This is a genomic window from Pseudoalteromonas sp. THAF3, from assembly GCF_009363775.1.
In the GTDB taxonomy this organism is placed as follows: domain Bacteria; phylum Pseudomonadota; class Gammaproteobacteria; order Enterobacterales; family Alteromonadaceae; genus Pseudoalteromonas; species Pseudoalteromonas ruthenica.
In genome coordinates, this window is record NZ_CP045418.1 from 122,746 (window position 1) to 142,228 (window position 19,483).

A 19,483-nucleotide genomic window follows, 5' to 3' on the forward strand; every position below is an offset into this window, starting at 1 on the left:
CTAACGCAGCTCCACATTAAACAATTGGCTAAAATTATGTTTGGTCTGCGCGATGATTTCTGCCTCAGTGCATGCGTAGCGTTGAGCTAAGTGGGTGACTACGTAGCCAAGGTGATGGGGTTCACAGCGCCGTGACTTTGGTTTTGGCCGTATTGTCCGAGGCAAGAGGTAAGGAGCGTCAGTCTCAACTAGTAATCGCTCCCTAGGAATATGCGCCAAGGCTTCATTGAGCGCTTGCGAGCGACGTTCATCACATACCCAGCCTGTGATCCCTAAATACAGGCCCAACTCAAGATAGTGCTGAGCCTGTTCAGTATTGCCGGTAAAGCAGTGCACAATTCCACGCGGTTGGTACTCTCGCAGCAGTGCTAGCATATCCGCACTGGCATCACGTTCATGTAAATACACGGGCAGCGCTAATTCATTTGCCAAAGCTAGCTGGCGAGCAAAAATCTCGCGCTGTACAGGTCGCGGTGAAAAGTCGCGGTTGTAGTCGAGGCCGCATTCACCAATAGCCAGTACTTCACTTTGACTGGCTAGCTGGGCGATAACTTGCTCGAACTCGGCGCTTGCATCTTTTGCATTGTGGGGATGAATACCGGCGGTGCAAAACAACTGATGGCGACGTGCCAGCTCAACTGCATGCTGGCTATCGCGCTCGTCACAACCAATCACTACCATATTGGTGATACCTGCGTCGCGCGCACGAGCAACCACAGCGTCAGTATCTGCTGCAAATTGGCTGCTTGTGAGATTAACTCCGATATCTATCATGGCAGCTACTTAATTAATGCGTTTAACACGGATAGACTTATTTGCACCTTGTTTTTTCAGTAGGAAAGAGTTGAACATGCCACGGCTAATAATCACTGTATCATTGCTATTCAAACGAAAATGTTCGGTGCCAATTTGGCGCCATTTTTGGCCGTTGTCGAGAGTCAGGATAAGCTCGCCATAAGGGGCTTCATCAACTTGGCTTACACGCGCGCGAAGCTCGTTATTATCGTCTTTTTGTTCTTTTTCTTTTTTATGCTCTAGGCCAAAATCTGCTTTATTGGCTTTGCTATGTTTTGCTGGCGCACCGGCAACACTTGCGGCTTGCGCTTTTTTATTACTTTGCGGTGCAGCGTTGGTGTTTTTCACTTCGCCTTTAGGCATGGTGTCAATAGGTTTGCCGGCCATGATGTTGTCGTAGCACAGCAGGCGACGAAAATCATTTTCAATAAAGCTACAGGCCTTTAGCGCTTGAATATTCACGCCGTCATTGGCTATGGCTGCGGGAGAAAGTGTTCCCACCCAAGCGGTGAGCACGGCTGATACTAAATATTTTTTCATTGTTTTTCTTCCTGTGGTGATTTAGCGCTATAAAAGGCGGCCAAAATCAGGCCGAGCTCAAATAATAACAGCATCGGTAAGGCGAGCAAGGTCTGTGATAACACGTCGGGGGGCGTTAGAAACATCGCGACCACAAAAGCCCCAACCACGATATAAGGGCGCTTTTGCTTTAAACTTGCGGTGGTCGTTGCCCCACTCCAACAAAGCAGCATGATGGCTACCGGGATTTCAAAGGCAATACCAAAGGCGAAAAATAGCTTTAATGCAAACCCTAAATAGCTGCTGATGTCTGGCGTCAGCGTCATAACCTCAGGGCCAATACCGGTAAAGAAGCTGAGTACGATGGGGAGGACAACGAAGTAACAAAAAGCGATACCACCGTAAAAAAGTAAGACGCTTGAAAGCAAGATAGGGATCAGCATGCGCTTTTCGTGTTGATACAGTCCCGGCGCAATAAAAGACCATACTTGATGCAAGATAAAGGGGATGGCAGCAAATATGGCAACAAAAAGTGTAAGCTTAAAAGGCGTAAAAAACGGTGCGGTAACATCGGTGGCGATCATCTGACTGTTTGCTGGCAAATGTGCAAGCAGAGGCGCTGCAACAAAGGCGTAAATGTCGTTAGCAAAATACACGAGCGCAACAAACACCAACAATACGCAAAGCAATGAGCGCATCAAGCGATTACGTAATTCGACCAGGTGGGCAATAAAGCCGCTCTGTTGGGGTTCACTCATCTTTGTTACTGCTGTCTTTTTTTGGTGCGTTGTCATAACTGCGAGTGACTGATTGCGCCGCTTTATGCAGCTCTGCCACCGAGTCTTTTACATCGTCAGGAAGGTTTTCCATATTTTGCTGCTCAGCCTTTTTAAGGTTCTGATGTAGCTCATGTACACGCAGTTCCTCGTTGACCTGTGCAGAAATATTGTTGGCCATGCCTTTGGCTGTTTTTACCCAGCGGCTTACCGTTCGAATGGCCACAGGTAAGCGTTCGGGGCCAAGGACAATAAGACCTACTACGAACACCACCAATAATTCCCACATGCCCATGGGTGGCTACACCTTATCTTTGTCTTTTTGACTAGGGTTTTCTTCAGCCTGTTGTTTCGATTCAGAAATTTTAGCGTCATCTGATTTTGCATCGGGCTTATTATCGTCATCCGATACCGCTTTTTTAAAGCCTTTTACAGCATTACCCAAGTCACCGCCTATATTACGCAGCTTTTTAGTGCCAAAAAGTAGCACGATGATCGCCAATACGATCAACAACTGCCAAATACTAATACCGCCAAAACCCATAACTGTCTCCGAAATGTCCTACTAAACTGTGGCGAAGTATACCGCGCACAAAGATGATGTCATAGTGCTGTTAGCCTTTACGCCAAGCAGCAAACAGCGCTGCAAACCCGGCGACGGCACTGACTGCTGAAAATACAGGATGTTGCGCCAGCGCGACTAAACAAGCAACGATCAGTCCTGTGCAGCCAGCTAACGCTAAAATAATCGCTTTGTGATTGGTTGCTGGTGGCGCAGGAGGATGCTGTTGACGCCTCAAATTATGGTAGATCAGATCCGGTAGCTCAGGAAACTTCTCTGCCCAAAATGGTAAGTTGGCGTACATTTGTTTGGCGACCGCCCAAGGCCCTACTTGTTGTTTAACCCAGTCTTCTAAGAAGGGTTTGGCGGTTTTCCACAGATCTAGCTGAGGGTAAAGCTGCCGCCCTAATCCTTCGACATAAAGCAGTGTTTTTTGCAGTAGTACGAGCTGTGGCTGCACTTCCATATTAAAACGTCGAGCGGTATTGAATAAATTAACCAATACATGACCAAACGAAATTTCCGCTAGCGGCTTGTTAAATATGGGCTCGCAAACAGTGCGAATAGCGAATTCAAACTCTTCAATACTGGTATCGGCAGGGACCCAGCCAGAATCCACATGCAGCTCAGCAACCTTACGATAATCACGATTGAAAAAGGCGATAAAGTTTTCCGCTAAATAGCGTTTATCTTCTTTATTTAAGGTACCAACAATGCCACAGTCGATGCCGATATATTGCGGGTTGTGAGGGTTATCAAAGGAAACAAAAATATTGCCAGGGTGCATATCCGCATGGAAGAAGCTATCGCGAAAAACTTGCGTAAAAAAGACCTCAACGCCACGTTCTGCCAATAACTTCATATTGGTACCTTGCTTTAATAAGGCATCGGTGTCGGATACGGGAATGCCATATATACGTTCCATAACCAGCACATTGGTGCGGCTAAAGTCGCTATACACAAAGGGGATATAAAGTGATTCCGAGTCTTCAAAATTACGTCGTAGCTGAATCGCATTGGCGCCTTCGCGCATCAGGTCGAGTTCATCGAGAAGGGTTTTCTTATACTCCTTAACAACCTCCACCGGACGTAAACGGCGGCCTTCTTTAAGCAGTTTGGCGACAACTCGGGCGCATTGCTGCATCAGCGCTAAATCGGCATCTATTTGCTTTTTGATGTTAGGACGAATGACTTTAACGACCACATCTTGGTGGTCACCGTCGTTGTCAATGAGAGTGGCCGTATGCACCTGCGCAATTGATGCGGAAGCCAAGGGAGTCACATCAAACTCACTGAACACGTCGCTGATATCATTAACTTCCAGTGCTTGCTCGATAATGGCTTTGGCCTGATCACCTGCAAAAGGAGGAACTTGGTCTTGTAGCAGAGCCAGCTCACTGGCGATTTCCGGTGGTAGCAAGTCGCGACGGGTAGAGAGCATTTGCCCAAACTTAATCCACACCGGCCCTAATGTTTGTAGCGCTAAACGTAAACGCACGCCTGCGGGTTTATCCTTATGGCGATTACGTAACCAAAAAATACTGCGTCGAGCCAATTTGGCAAACCAAGGAAGCATCTGCTGTGGCAGCAGTTCATCGATGCCATACTGCAATAAGGTTTTAGTGATGAAATACAGTCTTGCCGCAGACAAAGGGCACCTCTTTACTGTGTTTGCTGAACGTGCGTCAACAACGCATCTATACGTTGTTCAAGATGCTGGACGTCGGATTTTAGCTGGCGACTCTGGCGCGTGAATTGTTCTAATTCTAGCGGGTGAATACTCACTTTAAGCTCATCCTGCAAGAGCGTGAGCACGATATGGTCGAGTTTAGTGAGGCTCTGCTGAGCTTGCGCTTTACCTCTACTGAGAGTTTGCCATAGCAACTGTGCTGGAGCATCACCGATATATTTAGACCAGTGCTCGGGCCAATCAATATCCAAATCATTAAAGGCTTGGCTGTAGGCTTGGGCCAGATGAATATCGCCTTCAAGGTCGAGCTTATCTTGGCGGATAAGCTGGGTGAGCAAAGAGGGATCCTTTAGCTTCATTAATGTATCAGTATCAGCGCTAATAAAGCATTGGTGTTGCTCGGGTGCTTCATTATGGGCTTGCAGCATTAGCCCTGCATCACCATAGTGAACACTTACATACTGCTGCCAGTCACGAATGTGCAGTACCAGCACTTGAGTGTTTATCTGTTGCAGCCTTTGCTGCAACTGCGGATCAAGCAGTATCAGTCGGTTAGCCAGCTTTTCAGCGCTGGCTACAGCAAAGTGAGAGAGCATATTTGCCTCTTAAAATTTAAAGCCACGGTGGAGGGCAACAATGCCCCCGGTCATATTTTGATAACTGGTTTGCTCAAAGCCCACTTCTTTCATCATGGCTTCCAAGGTGTCTTGGTCCGGGTGCATACGGATTGATTCTGCTAGATACTTGTATGACTCACTGTCATTGAGTACCGCTTTACCGACCTGCGGTAAAATGTTGAATGAGTACATATCATACAGCTTAGTAAGCACTTCATGTTCAGGCTTGGAAAACTCAAGAATCAGCAATCGTCCACCGGGTTTTAATACGCGAAACATCGAAGCGAGGGCTTTGCTCTGATCAGTCACATTACGTAAACCAAACGCAATGGTGATCACATCTATGCTGTTATCGGGAAATGGCAGCGCTTCGGCGTTCATTTGTACATATTCAATATTGCTGACTAGGCCTCGGTCGCGCAGTTTATCGCGACCCACTTTAAGCATCGAGTCATTGATGTCGCCGAGAATCACCTTGCCAGTCTCTCCCACTAGTTGGCTAAACTTAGCGGTTAAATCGCCCGTACCACCGGCCAAATCTAGTATGGTTTGCCCTTTGCGGGCTCCTGAACTGGCAATGGTAACCCGTTTCCACAAGCGGTGGATGCCAAAAGAGAGCAAGTCATTCATTAAATCGTATTTGGCAGCAACAGAGTGGAAAACATCCGCTACGTGGTTAACTTTGTCGCTTGTAGCAACCGTTTTATAGCCAAAGTGGGTGGTTTTTTGCTCAGCTTCTTTCATCTAATTTAAGCCCAGAGGGAGAGTTTGTCATAGTGTACTTGAGGCCCTGTAACAGCTCAAGGATTAAGCCGTTTTTAGCAAGCGCAGAAGCTAATGAGTGGATGAGACGAGGGCGCTAAAGTTAGGTTCTTGCTGGCGATGTATGGTTTGGCATTGAAACGCCACACCAGGGAGCTGTTTACCACTGCGTGAACTTACAAAGCGAAGCTTACTGATACCGGCTTGTACTTTTTCGGCAATGAGGTCCACGGTTTGTGCCTCGACGTCGGCCATCATAATGGTAAATTGCTCATTTTGGGTGCGCCCGCAAAAACCACTTTCTTTGACATATTTGTCTATTTTGGTGGCCACTTTTTCGAGCATTAAATTACCAATGCTGTCGCCGTAGTCATGACAAAACTGTTGATAGTTTTCGACATCAATACGGATCAAAGAGATTTGATGCTGCTTCTTGGCCCAATACTGAAATTTTTTATCGAGGTAATGACGGTGATAAAGGCCGGTGAGTGGGTCGAGATGGTGTTTGTCTTTAAGGCGTTTTAGTTGCGATTTAGTACTAAGGTATTGCTGTTTTATTTGTTCCAGTAGTTGCTTAAACTTTTGCATTTGCCCTTTTAACACTAGGGTATGCTCGGCTAACTTACGCAGCTGGTGTCGGCTTTTATCAACATCATGTTCATCTAAAGCGCGAGCACAACGATCAATTTCGAGGTGGTAATGGTCGATGTGTTTTTGATTGCTTTTGCTATTGCGCTCTAGATTACCTATCAATTCGCTAATACGTTCAACCATAGCGGTCTGCTTTTGATGATCCGGTGTGAGATGTTGTATATACAACTCTTCCATTAACACTGAGTCAATGATGCGGCCTTCGGTTACAGCAGCTTGTAAGGCCTCACTCAGTGCACTTTCGCCTTCACTCACATGCTGGTATAGCACATGGTAATTTAAAGGTGTTGGCGGCAGCGCATGCAGTTCCAGCAAATGACAGACTTGGGTCATTTTCTCTTGCGCGTTGGCCATGGAGTCATGGAACATCATAATCACAATCACCAGGTTGAAATAGAGGTGCAGCCAATCCTAGCTTGCTTATACATCCCTTGGCGGTATTAAAAAGCAAATTGTTCTCTTTTGGAATACTCTGGTTACATAATTGCGACCAAGCGCCCACTTTATGCGCAGAACCGACATTTGGACGCTGGTCGCAAGCGGTTGGCTCGCGCGCTGTGGTAGGCTAGAGTATGGCGAAATGCACAATCAATGAGAATAAAGCATGAACCTAGGAACACATATTAAGCAACTGGCATTGGCCTGTGCGATTCCCCTTGCTTTGGGTGGCTGCGCAAGCTCAGCACACAAGACCAATACCAATAACCAGTTCACCACATTGGCTGAGCAGGTTGTCAGTTATCGAGAAAACGTCAACCCGTATAAGCAAGAGGTTGACGGGTATTTGCTCCCCAATTTATCGCCTGAATTCTTAGAGCAGCAATACCAAGATAAAACAGCATTATTGAATAAGCTTAAAGCTATCGATAAAAGCACGCTCAGTGAAGAGAATCAGATCAATCTGCAAATTTTGACTGCGCAGGTGCAAAACAGTGTCGATGAGTATGTGTTCAATACGCACTATATGCCCCTTACCTCCGAATATGGTTTTCACTCATCCTTGTCATTTATGGTGCAGCGTGGAGATTACAGTTCTGCTCAAGGGTTTGAAACCTACTTAGCGCGCCTGCGCCAAGTGCCTCGGTTCTTTGAGCAAAACATCTATTGGATGAAAAAAGGGCTCGAAACAGGGTTAACGCAACCTAAAGCCGTGCTTGCCGGCTATGAGGAGTCGATAAGCGCGTACTTGGTCGATGATGTCACCGAGTCTGCATTTTATGCCCCTTTCAAGCGTAACACCGCAGGGGTGAGTGATGAGGCCTTTGCTGAGCTGCAAGCGCAAGCTAAGCGCGTTATCGGTGAACAGGTATTGCCAGCATACCAAGGCTATTACGATTTCTTTACGCAAACCTATCAGCCAGGTGCACGTGAATCGATAGGGATTTCTGAAGTGCCAAATGGCAAAGCTTATTATGCTAATCGAGCGCGTCATTACACCACCACGCAGATGACTGCGAAAGAAATTCATGAGCTCGGTCTGCAAGAGGTGGCTCGTATTCGCGGCGAAATGCAGGCGATTATTGATGATTTAGGATTCGAAGGCAGTTTTGCTGAGTTTATTGAATTTTTACGTACCGACCCACAATTTTACGCTAAGACACCGGAAGAGCTATTGAAAGAAGCCTCATTCATCGCCAAAAAGATGGATGCGCAGCTGCCTAAACTATTCAAGCAGTTACCACGCAAACCTTACGGTGTCGCTCCGGTGCCAGCGAGTATTGCGCCAAAATACACCACAGGTCGTTATGTGGGGGCAAGCAAAGAGGATGAGCCTGGTTACTATTGGGTTAATACCTATGCACTGGATAAGCGGCCATTATATGTTTTAGAAGCTTTGACCCTACACGAAGCCGTACCGGGTCACCATCTACAAATTGCCCTCAATGCTGAGCTTGATTACCTACCTAGCTATCGACGCGACGCCTATTTATCGGCCTTTGGCGAAGGTTGGGGGCTGTACAGTGAGTATTTAGGCTTAGAAGCGGGCTTCTATCAAGATCCATACAGTAATTTTGGTCGTCTCACTTATGAAATGTGGCGCGCAGCGCGTTTAGTGGTTGACACAGGCATGCACATGTTCGGTTGGAGCCGTGATAAAGCGCTGAACTTTATGCGTGATAATACCGCGCTGTCGCTGCATAATGTGAAAACCGAGACTGATCGCTATATCTCATGGCCGGCCCAGGCGCTGTCATACAAAATTGGTGAGCTCACCATTAAGCGCTTGCGCGCTAAAGCGGAAAACGCTTTAGGCCATGATTTTGACGTGCGCGAGTTCCACTATCAGGTCTTGCGCCATGGCTCAATTCCTCTTAATGTACTGGAACAACAAATAGATAACTATATCGACGAGGCACTTGCTAACAACCAAAACGGTGCCAAAGCGAAGTAAGGGAAGGGCGCAACTGCGCCCATAAGTATACTAATAAGGCGAGCTATGCCGATTATTTTAAAGCGTGTGCTACTGACGATACGCAATCATATTGACCAACTTAGTTGGCAGGTTGTGGTGTTTGTCACCTTGGCACATATGGCACTCACTTGGGTGCTATTGTCAATTGCTGGGGAGCATGCGCTTACCTCTGCGAATACCTTTTTTTATTATTATGTCGTGACTACCTCAACGGTGGGTTACGGCGACTTTAGTCCGACTACAGAGATGGGCCGCTTATTGGTGGCTTTGGTTCAGATCCCCTTCGGTTTGGCCTTGTTCGGCATGTTGCTGGGTAAAGCAGGGCAGTCCATCACACATTTAATAAGGCGCGCTATGACAGGTGAAAAAGACGTGACTCATTTTGCTAATCACATCATTATTTTTGGTTGGCACCCAGTGCGCACCAGAAAAATGGTGCGCTATATTCTTGCTGATGAAAAGCGGGTAAAGCGTGAAATTGTACTCGCGGTAACCGATGATATGGAGCATCCGTTTTTCTCCGAGCCCGATGTCAGCTTTGTTAAGCTCAGTAGTTACACCGATGAAGAGCAACTTAAACGCGTAGGCATTGCCACAGCAGATAAAATAATTGTTGAGGGAGCCGATGATAACCAAAGCTTCACTACGGCGCTAAAGATTAGCAAGCTGGTAAAGGAAAGTGCCCATATTTGTGCTTATTTTGACGATGAAAGCAAGGCACAGATGCTAGGTGAGCATTGTGCTAATGTGGAGTGCAGCTCTAACCGCACAGCGGAAGTTTTAGTGCGCTCTATGGAAGACCCAGGGGCGAGTCGGGTGCAACAGGAAATTATGTCTAGCCTGCATGGGGATACCCATTTTTCTATGATGATCCCCAACGATGTCGGCCAGTTTACCTACAACGATATTTTTACGCTATTCAAACACCAATACGACGCCACTATTTTAGGGATTGCTCATAATCGCAGCGCCTTAGATATGGATTTAAATCCGCCGTTGGATTATGCCATCCAAGGTGGCGATATCATTCACTACATTGCCCCTGAACGGGTGTTGGCATCCGAGGTTAAATGGCCTTAACGATTGCTTGTACTCATAGCAGTTCTCGCTGTTGTACAAGTAAATAGCTTGCCAGTATTTGGACTGCGGGCCCAGCCCCATGGGCTCGCGGTTGACGCTCTTTCCCCTAATGCGCTGAGCTGTATCGCTTGCTGTGAGAAGGGATGTATTTTCATCGCGGTAATAAAGCTCACTGCAACTCGCACTTTCGCTAAATAAAATGACGTCTACGGAGAAGGATATTAGCCCTGCACCCCATGCTTTGTTAGCTGAGTGGGCCGACATGGCTGATGTGCGTGCTTCCTATTGGCTTTTGCGCTACACGTTTATATGAGCGATAGCGGCAATCAAGCGTTATTTATTTTCAATATACGTGAACCTTTGTAAGCCATAGCGCGTCTTGCTAATAAACACCTGGAAAGGCTATGAAACAATCTTATACGGCATTGCTGGTCTTAGCGGCGCAGAGCGGTGATAAGCAGGCGTTTAACCAATTATGCGAGCTACACTATCAAGCGAGTTATCGTTTTGCTTATAAGCTGTGCCAATCTCCCCAAGATGCTGGTGATATTACTCAGGAAGTATGGAGTAAGGTAGCCAAAGATATACGTTCGTTGCTGGAGCCCGGAGCATTCAAAGCTTGGTTATTTCGTGCTATTTACCGGCGCTTTATTGATGTAATACGGCGTCAGTACAAAGAGCAGGGTATAGCCGAAGCACCGTTAGTGGCGGCGCAACCTATAAGTTTGGAGCAAAGCCTAGATATGTTGAGTCTGATAGCCAGACTGCCTTGGGGGGAGCGTCATACAGTGTATTTGTTTTACCTTGAAGAGCTAGCCATTAGCGACATTGCAGTGGTGTTGGATATTCCTCAAGGCACAGTGAAGTCACGCTTGCACAAGGCCAGAAGAAGATTAAGCCAATGGGCACAGCAATAGGAGAGCGCATTATGAGTATTGAGCAACAAATTAAAGCGAGTTTACACAGTGAGCAAGCGCAGTTAGATCAGATTTTATCTCGTGAACAGGGCTTATTTAATCGCCTTGGGCACATCTATAGTGGCTCTATGCGCCGCTGGGTTTGGCTTTCGACGCTGCTTGCACTACTCGCGACGGCGGCTTTTATTTATGCTGGTTACCGATTCTACATGGCCACTGTTATCAACGAGCAGGTTTTTTGGGGAGTGTGGTTTATCGCTGGGCTGTTGGTACAAATAGCCATCAAATTGTGGCTATTTATGGAAATGAACCGCACTTCAATATTACGTGAAATAAAGCGCAGCGAATTAAACTTGCAGAGCGCGGGCGCGGCGTCGCAACAATCAAGCTAATCACTATACATGTGTTGGCAGGGCATGTGTGAACGGTTTAGGTAATGCAGGCCGACTGAGCGTCGGCCTGTGAGTGCGGTTAGTCTAGTGCTTTAAAGCGAATGGCGGTGCCGCCGCTTGGCGCCAAGCGCAGGGTTAAGCTATCTTGGCTGCTCACGTTTTCGGTGTGAATGTCCATGCTGTAGGGGTTGTTTACCCACTCGGCATCTTCACCATCGGCATATATCTGCGCTTCAAAACGCTTTCCTGGCTCGAGGAAGTCAAGTTTAATGGTGATGTCTCGAGCTTGCTCATCGGTGATAGCACCGAGGTACCAATCCTTGCCAGAGTAGTTGTCGCGTTGACGCTCTTTACGAGCAAAAACCACATATTCACCCATTTCGCCAGCAATGGCTTGGCTCTTTTCCCAGTCGGTCGGTACATCTTGAATAAATTGAAACGCTGCTGGTTTGGCGAGATAGTTCCGCGGCAAATCGGCGGCCATTTGAATCGGGCTGTATAACACCACATACAGTGCTAACTGCTTTGCCAGCGTTGTTTGCGGGCGATTAGTGTCAGCACCTAAGCCGTTGAAACCCATGTCGAAAATGCCCGGCGTAAAATCCATAGGCCCGGCGAGCATACGCGTATAAGCCAGCATCGGCGTGTGCGCGGGCGGGTTGGGCGGCGTTCCCCAGGCATTAAACTCCTGGCCTCGGGCTCCTTCGCGAGTGATCCAGTTTGGGTAGGTACGGCGCAAGCCGGTTGCTTTAATTGGTTCATGGGTATTGATACTGAGCTGATACTTGGCGGCAAGTTTAATATTGTGGAGATATTCATTGACCATAAACTGGCCGTCATGCCACTCATAGCGAGCAATGCCTTGTTCATCAAGGCGCTTTATATTGCCACCATCGGCAACATAACCGGTTTTGATCTGGCTAACACCATGGCGCTGATAGAGGGCGAAGGCGGCGTCCATTTGTTGGCGATAGTTACTGACATTGCCGGAGGTTTCATGGTGACCAATCAATTTTACGCCACGCTTTTCGCCGTATTTGGCAATGGCCTCAATGTCAAAATCATCGTAGCTCTCAGTAAAGCTAAATAAGTCACCGTTATAGAACCAATCACCATCCCAGCCTTGGTTCCAGCCCTCAACCAACACTCCGTCAAAGCCATACTCACTGGCGAAGTCCATATATTTGCGGGTGTTTTCGGTGGTGGCTCCGTGCTTGTCGCCACTGCCCCAGGTGTTTTCATTGATGTGCATGCCCCACCAAATACCGACATATTTACCGGGTTTAACCCAAGACACATCACCGAGTTTATTGGGCTCATTGAGGTTTAAAATCAGGTGTGAGTTGAGTAGTCCAGTGGCTTTATCAGCAATTTGGATGGTCCGCCAAGGAGTGGTGAAACCATTTTTTGTTTTCACTGCGATGCCATCAGACCAGGGAGTTAAATCGGCCTTGAACGTGCCTGGTCGGCGTTGGTTCAAAGTCATGCCCGCGTAGTCGACCAGTGCTGCCTCGTGAATACTGAGGTGAATACCGTTTTTCATTTTTACGGTGAAGGGGGTGTGTACATGGGCGGCTTCAGCAGTGTTAGTGCGGTTGTAAACGTATTCATAGCGATTCCAGCCTCGAGCTGGGATCCACAGCGCTTCATTGTCTTGGCCAGCAAGGGCAAATTCGGTGAGCTCATCGGTAATACGGTAATCGGGGCGCTCTTTACCGGTAAGCTCATAGCGAAATCCAAGGCCGTCATTAAACACTTTTACGCGCACGGTATAAGACTGCTCAGCTGCTTCTGGGTCGCTAAAAGTAACCGCCAACTCATTATGGTTATCGCGAATTAAACGTTGCTCACCCCAGGGTTGTTGCCAGGTGGTGTCGGCACTGTGGCGTTCGCTGTGGCTAATAGTTAAGTCATCACTTAGCGGGGCGGCATGGGCAAAATAAAAACCCAGTTTAGATGGGTTAATCACCGCTTTGCCAGCGTAACTCACATGATAATGTGGCGCCCCTTCGTCGCTTAATGTAAGCGTGATTTTGCCATCGGGAGAGCTAACATCGACTGTTTTTGCCAACGCCAAAGGTGAGGCCAGTAGTAAGGGAAGTAATAATCGCATCAACCTATCCTGCTTGTTATACCCGAGGCTAAAGCGATGGCTGTCACGTGTGCTGGCAAACGCAGGCCTACAGGTACTTGTATTAGAAGCATTAAGAGTAAGGGGGTTAGCGATGAAATACACGACTCTGCATACGTATTCACATGTTACATAGCGAGAGTCAGGGCGAATAGTCGCCCATCTGATTAGCCTTGCTGATTGAAGGCCTTGGTCATAAAAGGTGGCTCCGCGAGCGCACCTTGGTGTACGCCCGGCGTGTAATATAAGGTGTTGAGGGCGTCAGGGTCACAGGCTCTAAAGCCGTCAAAACCCAGGCCTTTGCGTGCTAAGGTGACTGACCACAGCCCCGATGGGTAAATCGGCTGTGGAAAAGGCAAGGTTTGCAACGCGCCAAAACCAACCTGCTTGATGGCCGCTCGCATTTCCAGCAGCAATGGCATATGCATAAGCGGGCTTTCACTTTGTTGCACCAGCACACCGCCTGGACGTAATGCTGCGAGGCAACTTTGATAAAAAGCATGATTAAACAAGCCTTCGCCGGGGCCTACAGGATCAGTGCCATCGACAATAATGACATCAATCGACTCGGCTTGCGCATCGCGCATGTATTTGATGCCATCATCAAAGAGCAAGGTGGCACGGGGGTCATCATTGGCACTGCACAACTCAGGGAAATATTTCAGCGACATCTCAGTGACAACTTGGTCAATGTCGATTTGCGTGACAGTTTCAACACTGTCGTGTTTTAGCACTTCGCGCAGGGTTCCGCAGTCGCCACCGCCGATAATCACTACGTTTTTTGGGTTCGGGTGGCTAAATAGCGCTGGGTGGGCGATCATTTCATGATAAAAGAAGTTTTCTCGGCTACTGACCATAGTGCAGCCGTCGATCACCATCAGGTTACCAAAATCGGTGGTTTCATACATTGCCACGTGTTGAAACGGAGACTGTTGCTGTTCAAGCAACTTATTAATACGCAGTGAGAATGCGCTACCGTCACGGTCGCTTACCTCGGTAAACCAGTGGTTTTTATCTAAACTTGTCATGTGCTCAATAATCGCCAGTAAAGTGGAGGGACAATTTTGCCAGTGAGCGTCATAATGCTCAATGAAATTTTAGCCCAATCCGTACGATTTTCTATTCGCTAGGAACACTTTAAGGTATTACACTAGCGGCAAATTCACAGGTCAATATTGAGAGTGCTTTATGCAATGGGGTTACCAGGCTGCTCAGGCCGTATATAACGTAAGTCACTGGAGCGACGGTTACTTTGATATTAATCCGCAGGGCGAGCTCGTAGCGTACCCCGATGGCGATCATAGTCGCCCAGGTTTGCCTTTAAATAAGTTGGTGGAAAGCTTTAAAGAGCAAGGTCTGACGTTACCGGTATTAGTGCGCTTCACCGATATTCTGCAGCACCGAGCCTCACGGCTTATTGGTGCCTTTGCTAAGGCGAATGAGGCGAAGCAGTATCAAGGCGGCTATACCTGTGTTTACCCAATTAAAGTGAATCAACAGCGCTCGGTGGTGCATAAGCTATTGGCCCATGATAGCAACCAAGTCGGTTTAGAGGCGGGCTCCAAGCCGGAGTTAATGGCGATATTGGGACTGGCACAAAAAAATATCACCATAGTGTGTAACGGCTATAAAGATAGTGAGTTTTTGCGTCTCGCATTAATTGGTCAAGCCATGGGCCACAAGGTTAATATTGTTATCGAAAAGCTCTCTGAATTGGATGCCTTACTCAAAGAAATGGCGGCCATGAACCTTGAAGCAGCAATAGGTATACGTATTCGCCTCAACTCTGTGGGTAAGGGCAAGTGGCAAAATACCGGCGGCGAAAAAGGCAAGTTTGGCCTGACCGCCTCGCAGGTACTGCAAGCGGTCGAACTGCTGCGTCAACAAAGCAAGTTACATTTGCTGGAACTCGTGCATTTTCATATTGGCTCACAGGTTGCCAATATTCGCGACATTCAACGCGCGCTCAAAGAGTGTGCACGCCACTACGCGCAACTATCGCAAATGGGCGTACCGCTACAAACGGTTGATGTTGGCGGTGGCTTAGGGGTGGATTATGAGGGCTCAGGGTCGCGCAGCAGCTGCTCTATGAACTACACCGTGGAAGAATACGCGCGCAATGTGGTGGCCGCATTTAGTGAGGTAAGCGACAGCCATGATTTAGCACATCCACATATCATTACCGAGTCAGGACGAGCGCTGACGGCTCATCATGCCGTGCTGATTACCGATGTGGTGGATGTGGAGCGCATTCCAAATAACGATGTAGCCATCGACCAGTACCAAAATTTGCCTTCTGTAGTGATAGAAATGCAGCACACCTGTGAAGCGGTGAGCAGTCGTATGGCGTTGGAGAGCTACCATGATGCCATGCACTTATTTAGTGAGGCTCATAGCCAGTATGTTCATGGCATGTTGGGCATTATGCAGTGGTCGTTGGTAGAGCAGCTTTATTTCCGCACCTTACATAAGGTACGTGATTGTTTGCGGGATTCGGTGCGTGCCCATCGCGAGGTATTGGACGACCTTAACGAAAAGCTCGCTGATAAGCTGTTTGTGAATTTCTCGCTGTTCCAATCACTGCCCGATGTCTGGGGTATTGGCCAATTATTCCCGGTACTACCCATAGAAAACTTAGATAAGCCATTGGAGCAGCGTGTGATTATCCAAGACATCACTTGTGATTCCGATGGTCAAATTCGCGATTATGTTGACGGTGCGGGGATTGAAACGAGCCTGCCGATACCGCGTTATGAATTCGGCCAACAGTATCATGTCGCTATGTTTATGGTGGGTGCGTATCAAGAGATTCTTGGCGATCTCCATAACCTTTTCGGTGATACCGACTCGGTGCATGTGCACAGTGATAATGGCGAGTTTAAATTAAGTCATAAACTCAAGGGCGACAGTGTTCAGGACGTATTAAAATTTGTGCATTACGATAGCGATCACTTAGCAGCAGTCTATCACCAGCGTATCAACGCGCTTGATATCGATAGTGACATCAAAAAGGCGTATATTGAACAGCTACAACAAGGTTTGAGCGGATACACCTATTTCGAAGATTAACTTTGTTGTTAGTAACACCAACAGATCGGTTTTCTGTTGTCGATAAAAAGCGCTATTATTAGCGCTTGTTTTTTATACCTATATAGGAAAGTCGTTTTGCGCGCTGTAGTAGCTGTAGTTAGGCAAGTTTTAAGTGTTAGTTTGTACACGATTAACACCCTGTTTTGGTTTTTCCCCATCGTGCTTTGCGGGTTACTGAAATTATTGCCGGTCAAGCCTTGGCAAAAGTTAATGAGTGCGGCGGCAAAAGCCATGGCAGGGTTATGGGTGGGTGGTAACTCATTGAATCAAAAATTGCTCACTCCCTATAAGATGACAGTGAGTGGCCTTGATAAGCTACGCAAAAAAGATTGGTATCTCGTGATTGCCAACCATCAAAGTTGGGTCGATATTTTGGTGATGCAGCGTATCTTCCGAGGCCGCATACCATTTTTGAATTTCTTTTTGAAAAAAGAGCTACTGTACGTGCCTTTTTTAGGCCTAGCCTGGTGGGCGTTAGATTTTCCCTTTATGAAACGCACCAGTAAATCGCAGCTTAAGAAGAACCCTAAACTGCGTGGCAAAGACATCGAAACCACACGCAAAGCCTGTGAAAAGTTTAAAGAAATGCCGGTGTCTATTGTCAACTTCGTAGAGGGAACGCGCTATACCGAGGACAAGCATCAGCGCCAACGCAGTCCGTTTAAGCATTTACTGAAGCCTAAAGCGGGTGGTGTCGCGTTTGTGCTGCAAGCGATGGGAGAGCAGATCAGTAAGATAGTGAATGTGACCATTCATTACCCCGGCGGCATCCCCACATTTTTGGACTTGGCTGCAGGCAAAGTGAAAGAGGTTGCTGTGCATGTTGAGGTACTCCCGCTTGATAAAAAGTTGGTGGGTGACTACAGCAATGACAATGAATTTCGGGTATCTTTTCAGCAGCATCTTAATGATATGTGGCATGACAAAGACCGTGTATTTGACGATTTAGCAAAGCATAACAGGAGTTAACTATGCTCAAGCGATTTCTACCCAATTGGTTAGCAGGGATTTTAGCTGGCTGTGTGTTGCTAGTGAATACACTGGTGTGGGGAGTAATCGTATTCCTCTTAGGCTTAGTGAAGTTAGTGTTGCCACTGCATGTAGTGACCGTATTATTACATAGCGCCTACAATGGCTGGCGTGGTGGCAATCGTTTAGGGTTAAAGATCGGCTGTGAGAACTTTGATGTGTCGTTCAACGGTGAAGTGCAAAAAGGCGCTTGGTATTTACTGATATCTAATCACCTTAGCTGGCTTGATATCGTTGTACTTAGTGCGGTGAATGAGCTACCCGCACCGAAGTTCTTCCTCAAAGATGAGTTAAAATATGTGCCACTGATTGGCAGCGGTGCATGGGCTATGGGTATGCCCTTTATGAAGCGTGCGAGCAAAGAGCAAATAGCCAAGAACCCAAAGCTCAAAGGTATGGATGTGGAGCGAACCAAACGCAGTTGCCATAACTTTAAACAGTATCCATCGTGTATCGTTAATTTTGTCGAGGGTTCACGTTTCACTGCGAGTAAACATCAACGCCAAGAGAGTCCATTTCGCCATTTGCTCAAGCCCAAGGCTGGCGGTATCGCCTTTGCATTGCAAGTGCTAGGGGAGCAATTTGACGGTCTGTTAGATGCAACGTTGCACTACCAATCACAGGGCAGCCATATCTGTCGCGATTTTTTAACTGGCCGCCTTACTCATATTGAACTCTCAGTAGAGGTGCGAGAAATTGCGCCACAACTAGTGGGGGATTATCAGCAAGACAAAGCCTTTCGCGTTGAGTTTCAAAAACACCTCAATGTTATGTGGCATCAGAAAGATGCGTTGATTGCTCACAATCATGCACCTGTCACTGAGGTGTGTCCTGACGTTGCGAACTCAACAGGTGAGCTATGAATGAGAGCCAGTTACAAACCCTGATCGAGCCTTGGTTTGAGGGCATGGAGCAAGCCAGTTTATTCAGTGCGATTACCGCCACAGGCTTGGGGATGCTGGCGATTCTGTTGCTGTATTTTTTCCTGCGCAGTTTGATGTTGCCAGGTGTGCAGTCGCTGGCCGCCAAGTTATCACCAGAGCGCATTACCATGCTGGCGCCGTTGCTACAAAAGCTGAATCGTCGCGTCGCCGGTATTATTTGCTGTGTGGTGTTTTTAGCCTTTTTCCAGAACGTTTTTCCAAGCACCGAGCTGGTGGGTGGCGTTGTACGGACTTTAGCGCAGATAGCGCTTATTGTTTATGGCGGTTTTATCGTCAGTAGTGTCGTCAGTGTTGGTGGTGCTATTTATAATCAGTTTGAGTTTGCCCGAGAAGTTCCGATTCAAGGTCTTATCCAGCTGGTAAAGCTGGTGACTTTTATAATCTGCGCCATCTTAATCTTCTCATTACTGCTGGAGAAGTCTCCCACCTACATTATCTCTGGCTTTGGTGCTATCGCAGCGGTCACCATGTTGGTGTTTAAAGACACGATTTTGGGTTTCGTTGCCAGTATTCAAATTGCCGCTAATCGCTTGGTTACCTACGGAGATTGGATTCAGGTTGATAACTACGGCGCTGACGGTGAAGTTATCGATCTTGGCCTGAACACCGTTAAAGTGCGCAATTGGGATAACACTATCACCACAATTCCAACTTATATGCTGGTGGCCGGCTCATTTAAGAACTGGCGCGGTATGCAAGAGTCTGGTGGTCGCCGAATAAAGCGCTCGCTGAATATCGATATGAACAGTATTCGCCTCGCCGACGAGGCATTGCAGCAACGTATCAGCGACAGCATTAATATTGATGATTATGTCAAAGCCAGTAACTTGCCGGAGCAGGTCACTAACCTGGGATTATTTCGCCGCTATGCCGAGGGCTACTTGAAGCAGCATGAGCGCATCAACAATGAGCTGACCTTAATGGTGCGCGAGATGCAGCCACTAAACCACGGTCTGCCTATTGAATTTTACTGCTTTAGTGCCGATAAACGCTGGATCTCTTATGAGCACTTGCAGGCTGAGATTATGGATCATCTGCTCGCGATGCTGCCTGTGTTCGAATTACGCCCATATCAGAGTATTACTGGGCAAATGAGTAGCCCTAACTAATCGGTG

Annotated in this window: 19 protein-coding genes; 8 read left to right on the forward strand and 11 right to left on the reverse strand. The window is 47.4% G+C overall.

The genetic code is table 11. From position 1 onward, the window contains the following. From FIU82_RS00575 to FIU82_RS00615, 9 genes are all read right to left on the reverse strand, one after another. Entirely contained in the window at positions 1 to 774 is a 774-nt protein-coding gene (locus tag FIU82_RS00575) for a TatD family hydrolase (RefSeq protein ID WP_152440095.1), read from the reverse strand. A 9-nt stretch (positions 775 to 783) separates the two neighbouring features. Continuing rightward, positions 784 to 1,335, reverse strand: a complete 552-nt coding sequence (locus FIU82_RS00580) for a hypothetical protein (protein WP_152440096.1) — start codon at positions 1,333 to 1,335, stop codon at positions 784 to 786. Further along, positions 1,332 to 2,072 (reverse strand): twin-arginine translocase subunit TatC, encoded by a 741-nt coding sequence (tatC, locus tag FIU82_RS00585; protein ID WP_022943903.1) that lies wholly within the window; start codon positions 2,070 to 2,072, stop codon positions 1,332 to 1,334. The genes FIU82_RS00580 and tatC overlap by 4 nt, the downstream gene beginning before the upstream one ends. After that, positions 2,065 to 2,385 carry a Sec-independent protein translocase protein TatB gene (gene tatB, locus FIU82_RS00590; protein ID WP_022943904.1) on the reverse strand — a complete coding sequence of 107 codons (321 nt, stop codon included), beginning with the start codon at positions 2,383 to 2,385 and terminating at the stop codon, positions 2,065 to 2,067. The genes tatC and tatB overlap by 8 nt, the downstream gene beginning before the upstream one ends. Positions 2,386 to 2,391: 6 nt before the next feature. Beyond that, positions 2,392 to 2,634, reverse strand: coding sequence for a Sec-independent protein translocase subunit TatA (gene tatA / locus FIU82_RS00595; RefSeq protein ID WP_138510096.1), 243 nt, complete (start codon positions 2,632 to 2,634; stop codon positions 2,392 to 2,394). 70 nt (positions 2,635 to 2,704) lie between these two features. Next, complete coding sequence (gene ubiB, locus FIU82_RS00600) at positions 2,705 to 4,303, reverse strand: ubiquinone biosynthesis regulatory protein kinase UbiB (protein WP_138510098.1); 1,599 nt, start codon at positions 4,301 to 4,303, stop codon at positions 2,705 to 2,707. 11 nt (positions 4,304 to 4,314) lie between these two features. Next, positions 4,315 to 4,938, reverse strand: a complete 624-nt coding sequence (locus FIU82_RS00605; protein ID WP_138510100.1) for an SCP2 domain-containing protein — start codon at positions 4,936 to 4,938, stop codon at positions 4,315 to 4,317. 9 nt (positions 4,939 to 4,947) lie between these two features. Then, the gene (gene ubiE / locus FIU82_RS00610) at positions 4,948 to 5,703 is read right to left on the reverse strand and encodes a bifunctional demethylmenaquinone methyltransferase/2-methoxy-6-polyprenyl-1,4-benzoquinol methylase UbiE (protein WP_022943908.1); all 756 of its coding nucleotides are present in this window, start codon (positions 5,701 to 5,703) and stop codon (positions 4,948 to 4,950) included. A 90-nt stretch (positions 5,704 to 5,793) separates the two neighbouring features. Continuing rightward, a complete protein-coding gene (locus tag FIU82_RS00615; protein WP_130145027.1) occupies positions 5,794 to 6,744 on the reverse strand; it encodes a diguanylate cyclase in 951 nt (316 codons plus the stop codon). Between the two features lie 232 nt (positions 6,745 to 6,976). Here FIU82_RS00615 and FIU82_RS00620 point away from each other — a divergent pair, with 232 nt between their 5' ends. The 4 genes from FIU82_RS00620 to FIU82_RS00635 all read left to right on the forward strand — a co-directional run bounded on the left by FIU82_RS00620 (position 6,977) and on the right by FIU82_RS00635 (position 11,174). Continuing rightward, entirely contained in the window at positions 6,977 to 8,764 is a 1,788-nt protein-coding gene (locus FIU82_RS00620; RefSeq protein WP_138510102.1) for a DUF885 family protein, read from the forward strand. A gap of 45 nt (positions 8,765 to 8,809) precedes the next feature. Then, positions 8,810 to 9,865, forward strand: a complete 1,056-nt coding sequence (locus FIU82_RS00625) for a potassium channel family protein (protein ID WP_130145031.1) — start codon at positions 8,810 to 8,812, stop codon at positions 9,863 to 9,865. 404 nt (positions 9,866 to 10,269) lie between these two features. After that, complete coding sequence (locus FIU82_RS00630; RefSeq protein ID WP_138510104.1) at positions 10,270 to 10,782, forward strand: RNA polymerase sigma factor; 513 nt, start codon at positions 10,270 to 10,272, stop codon at positions 10,780 to 10,782. Between the two features lie 11 nt (positions 10,783 to 10,793). Beyond that, positions 10,794 to 11,174, forward strand: coding sequence for a DUF6768 family protein (locus tag FIU82_RS00635; protein WP_138510106.1), 381 nt, complete (start codon positions 10,794 to 10,796; stop codon positions 11,172 to 11,174). A 79-nt stretch (positions 11,175 to 11,253) separates the two neighbouring features. Here FIU82_RS00635 and FIU82_RS00640 read toward each other — a convergent pair whose 3' ends face one another. Together FIU82_RS00640 and speE are read right to left on the reverse strand one after the other, a co-directional pair. Then, on the reverse strand, positions 11,254 to 13,287 hold the full coding sequence (locus FIU82_RS00640; protein ID WP_138510108.1) for a glycoside hydrolase family 97 protein: 2,034 nt from the start codon (positions 13,285 to 13,287) through the stop codon (positions 11,254 to 11,256). Positions 13,288 to 13,472: 185 nt separating this feature from the next. Continuing rightward, a complete protein-coding gene (gene speE / locus FIU82_RS00645; protein WP_022943916.1) occupies positions 13,473 to 14,333 on the reverse strand; it encodes a polyamine aminopropyltransferase in 861 nt (286 codons plus the stop codon). A 160-nt stretch (positions 14,334 to 14,493) separates the two neighbouring features. On the opposite strand from speE, the gene speA reads away from it, so the two are divergent. The 4 genes from speA to FIU82_RS00665 all read left to right on the forward strand — a co-directional run bounded on the left by speA (position 14,494) and on the right by FIU82_RS00665 (position 19,477). Further along, the gene (speA, locus tag FIU82_RS00650; RefSeq protein ID WP_138510110.1) at positions 14,494 to 16,374 is read left to right on the forward strand and encodes a biosynthetic arginine decarboxylase; all 1,881 of its coding nucleotides are present in this window, start codon (positions 14,494 to 14,496) and stop codon (positions 16,372 to 16,374) included. A 96-nt stretch (positions 16,375 to 16,470) separates the two neighbouring features. Next, positions 16,471 to 17,364 (forward strand): acyltransferase, encoded by an 894-nt coding sequence (locus FIU82_RS00655; protein ID WP_022943918.1) that lies wholly within the window; start codon positions 16,471 to 16,473, stop codon positions 17,362 to 17,364. Positions 17,365 to 17,366: 2 nt separating this feature from the next. Continuing rightward, positions 17,367 to 18,287: an acyltransferase gene (locus tag FIU82_RS00660; protein WP_022943919.1), complete on the forward strand. Its 921-nt coding sequence runs from the start codon at positions 17,367 to 17,369 to the stop codon at positions 18,285 to 18,287. Beyond that, positions 18,284 to 19,477, forward strand: a complete 1,194-nt coding sequence (locus FIU82_RS00665; protein ID WP_022943920.1) for a mechanosensitive ion channel family protein — start codon at positions 18,284 to 18,286, stop codon at positions 19,475 to 19,477. Before FIU82_RS00660 ends, FIU82_RS00665 begins: the two co-directional genes overlap by 4 nt. Positions 19,478 to 19,483 lie beyond the last annotated feature (6 nt).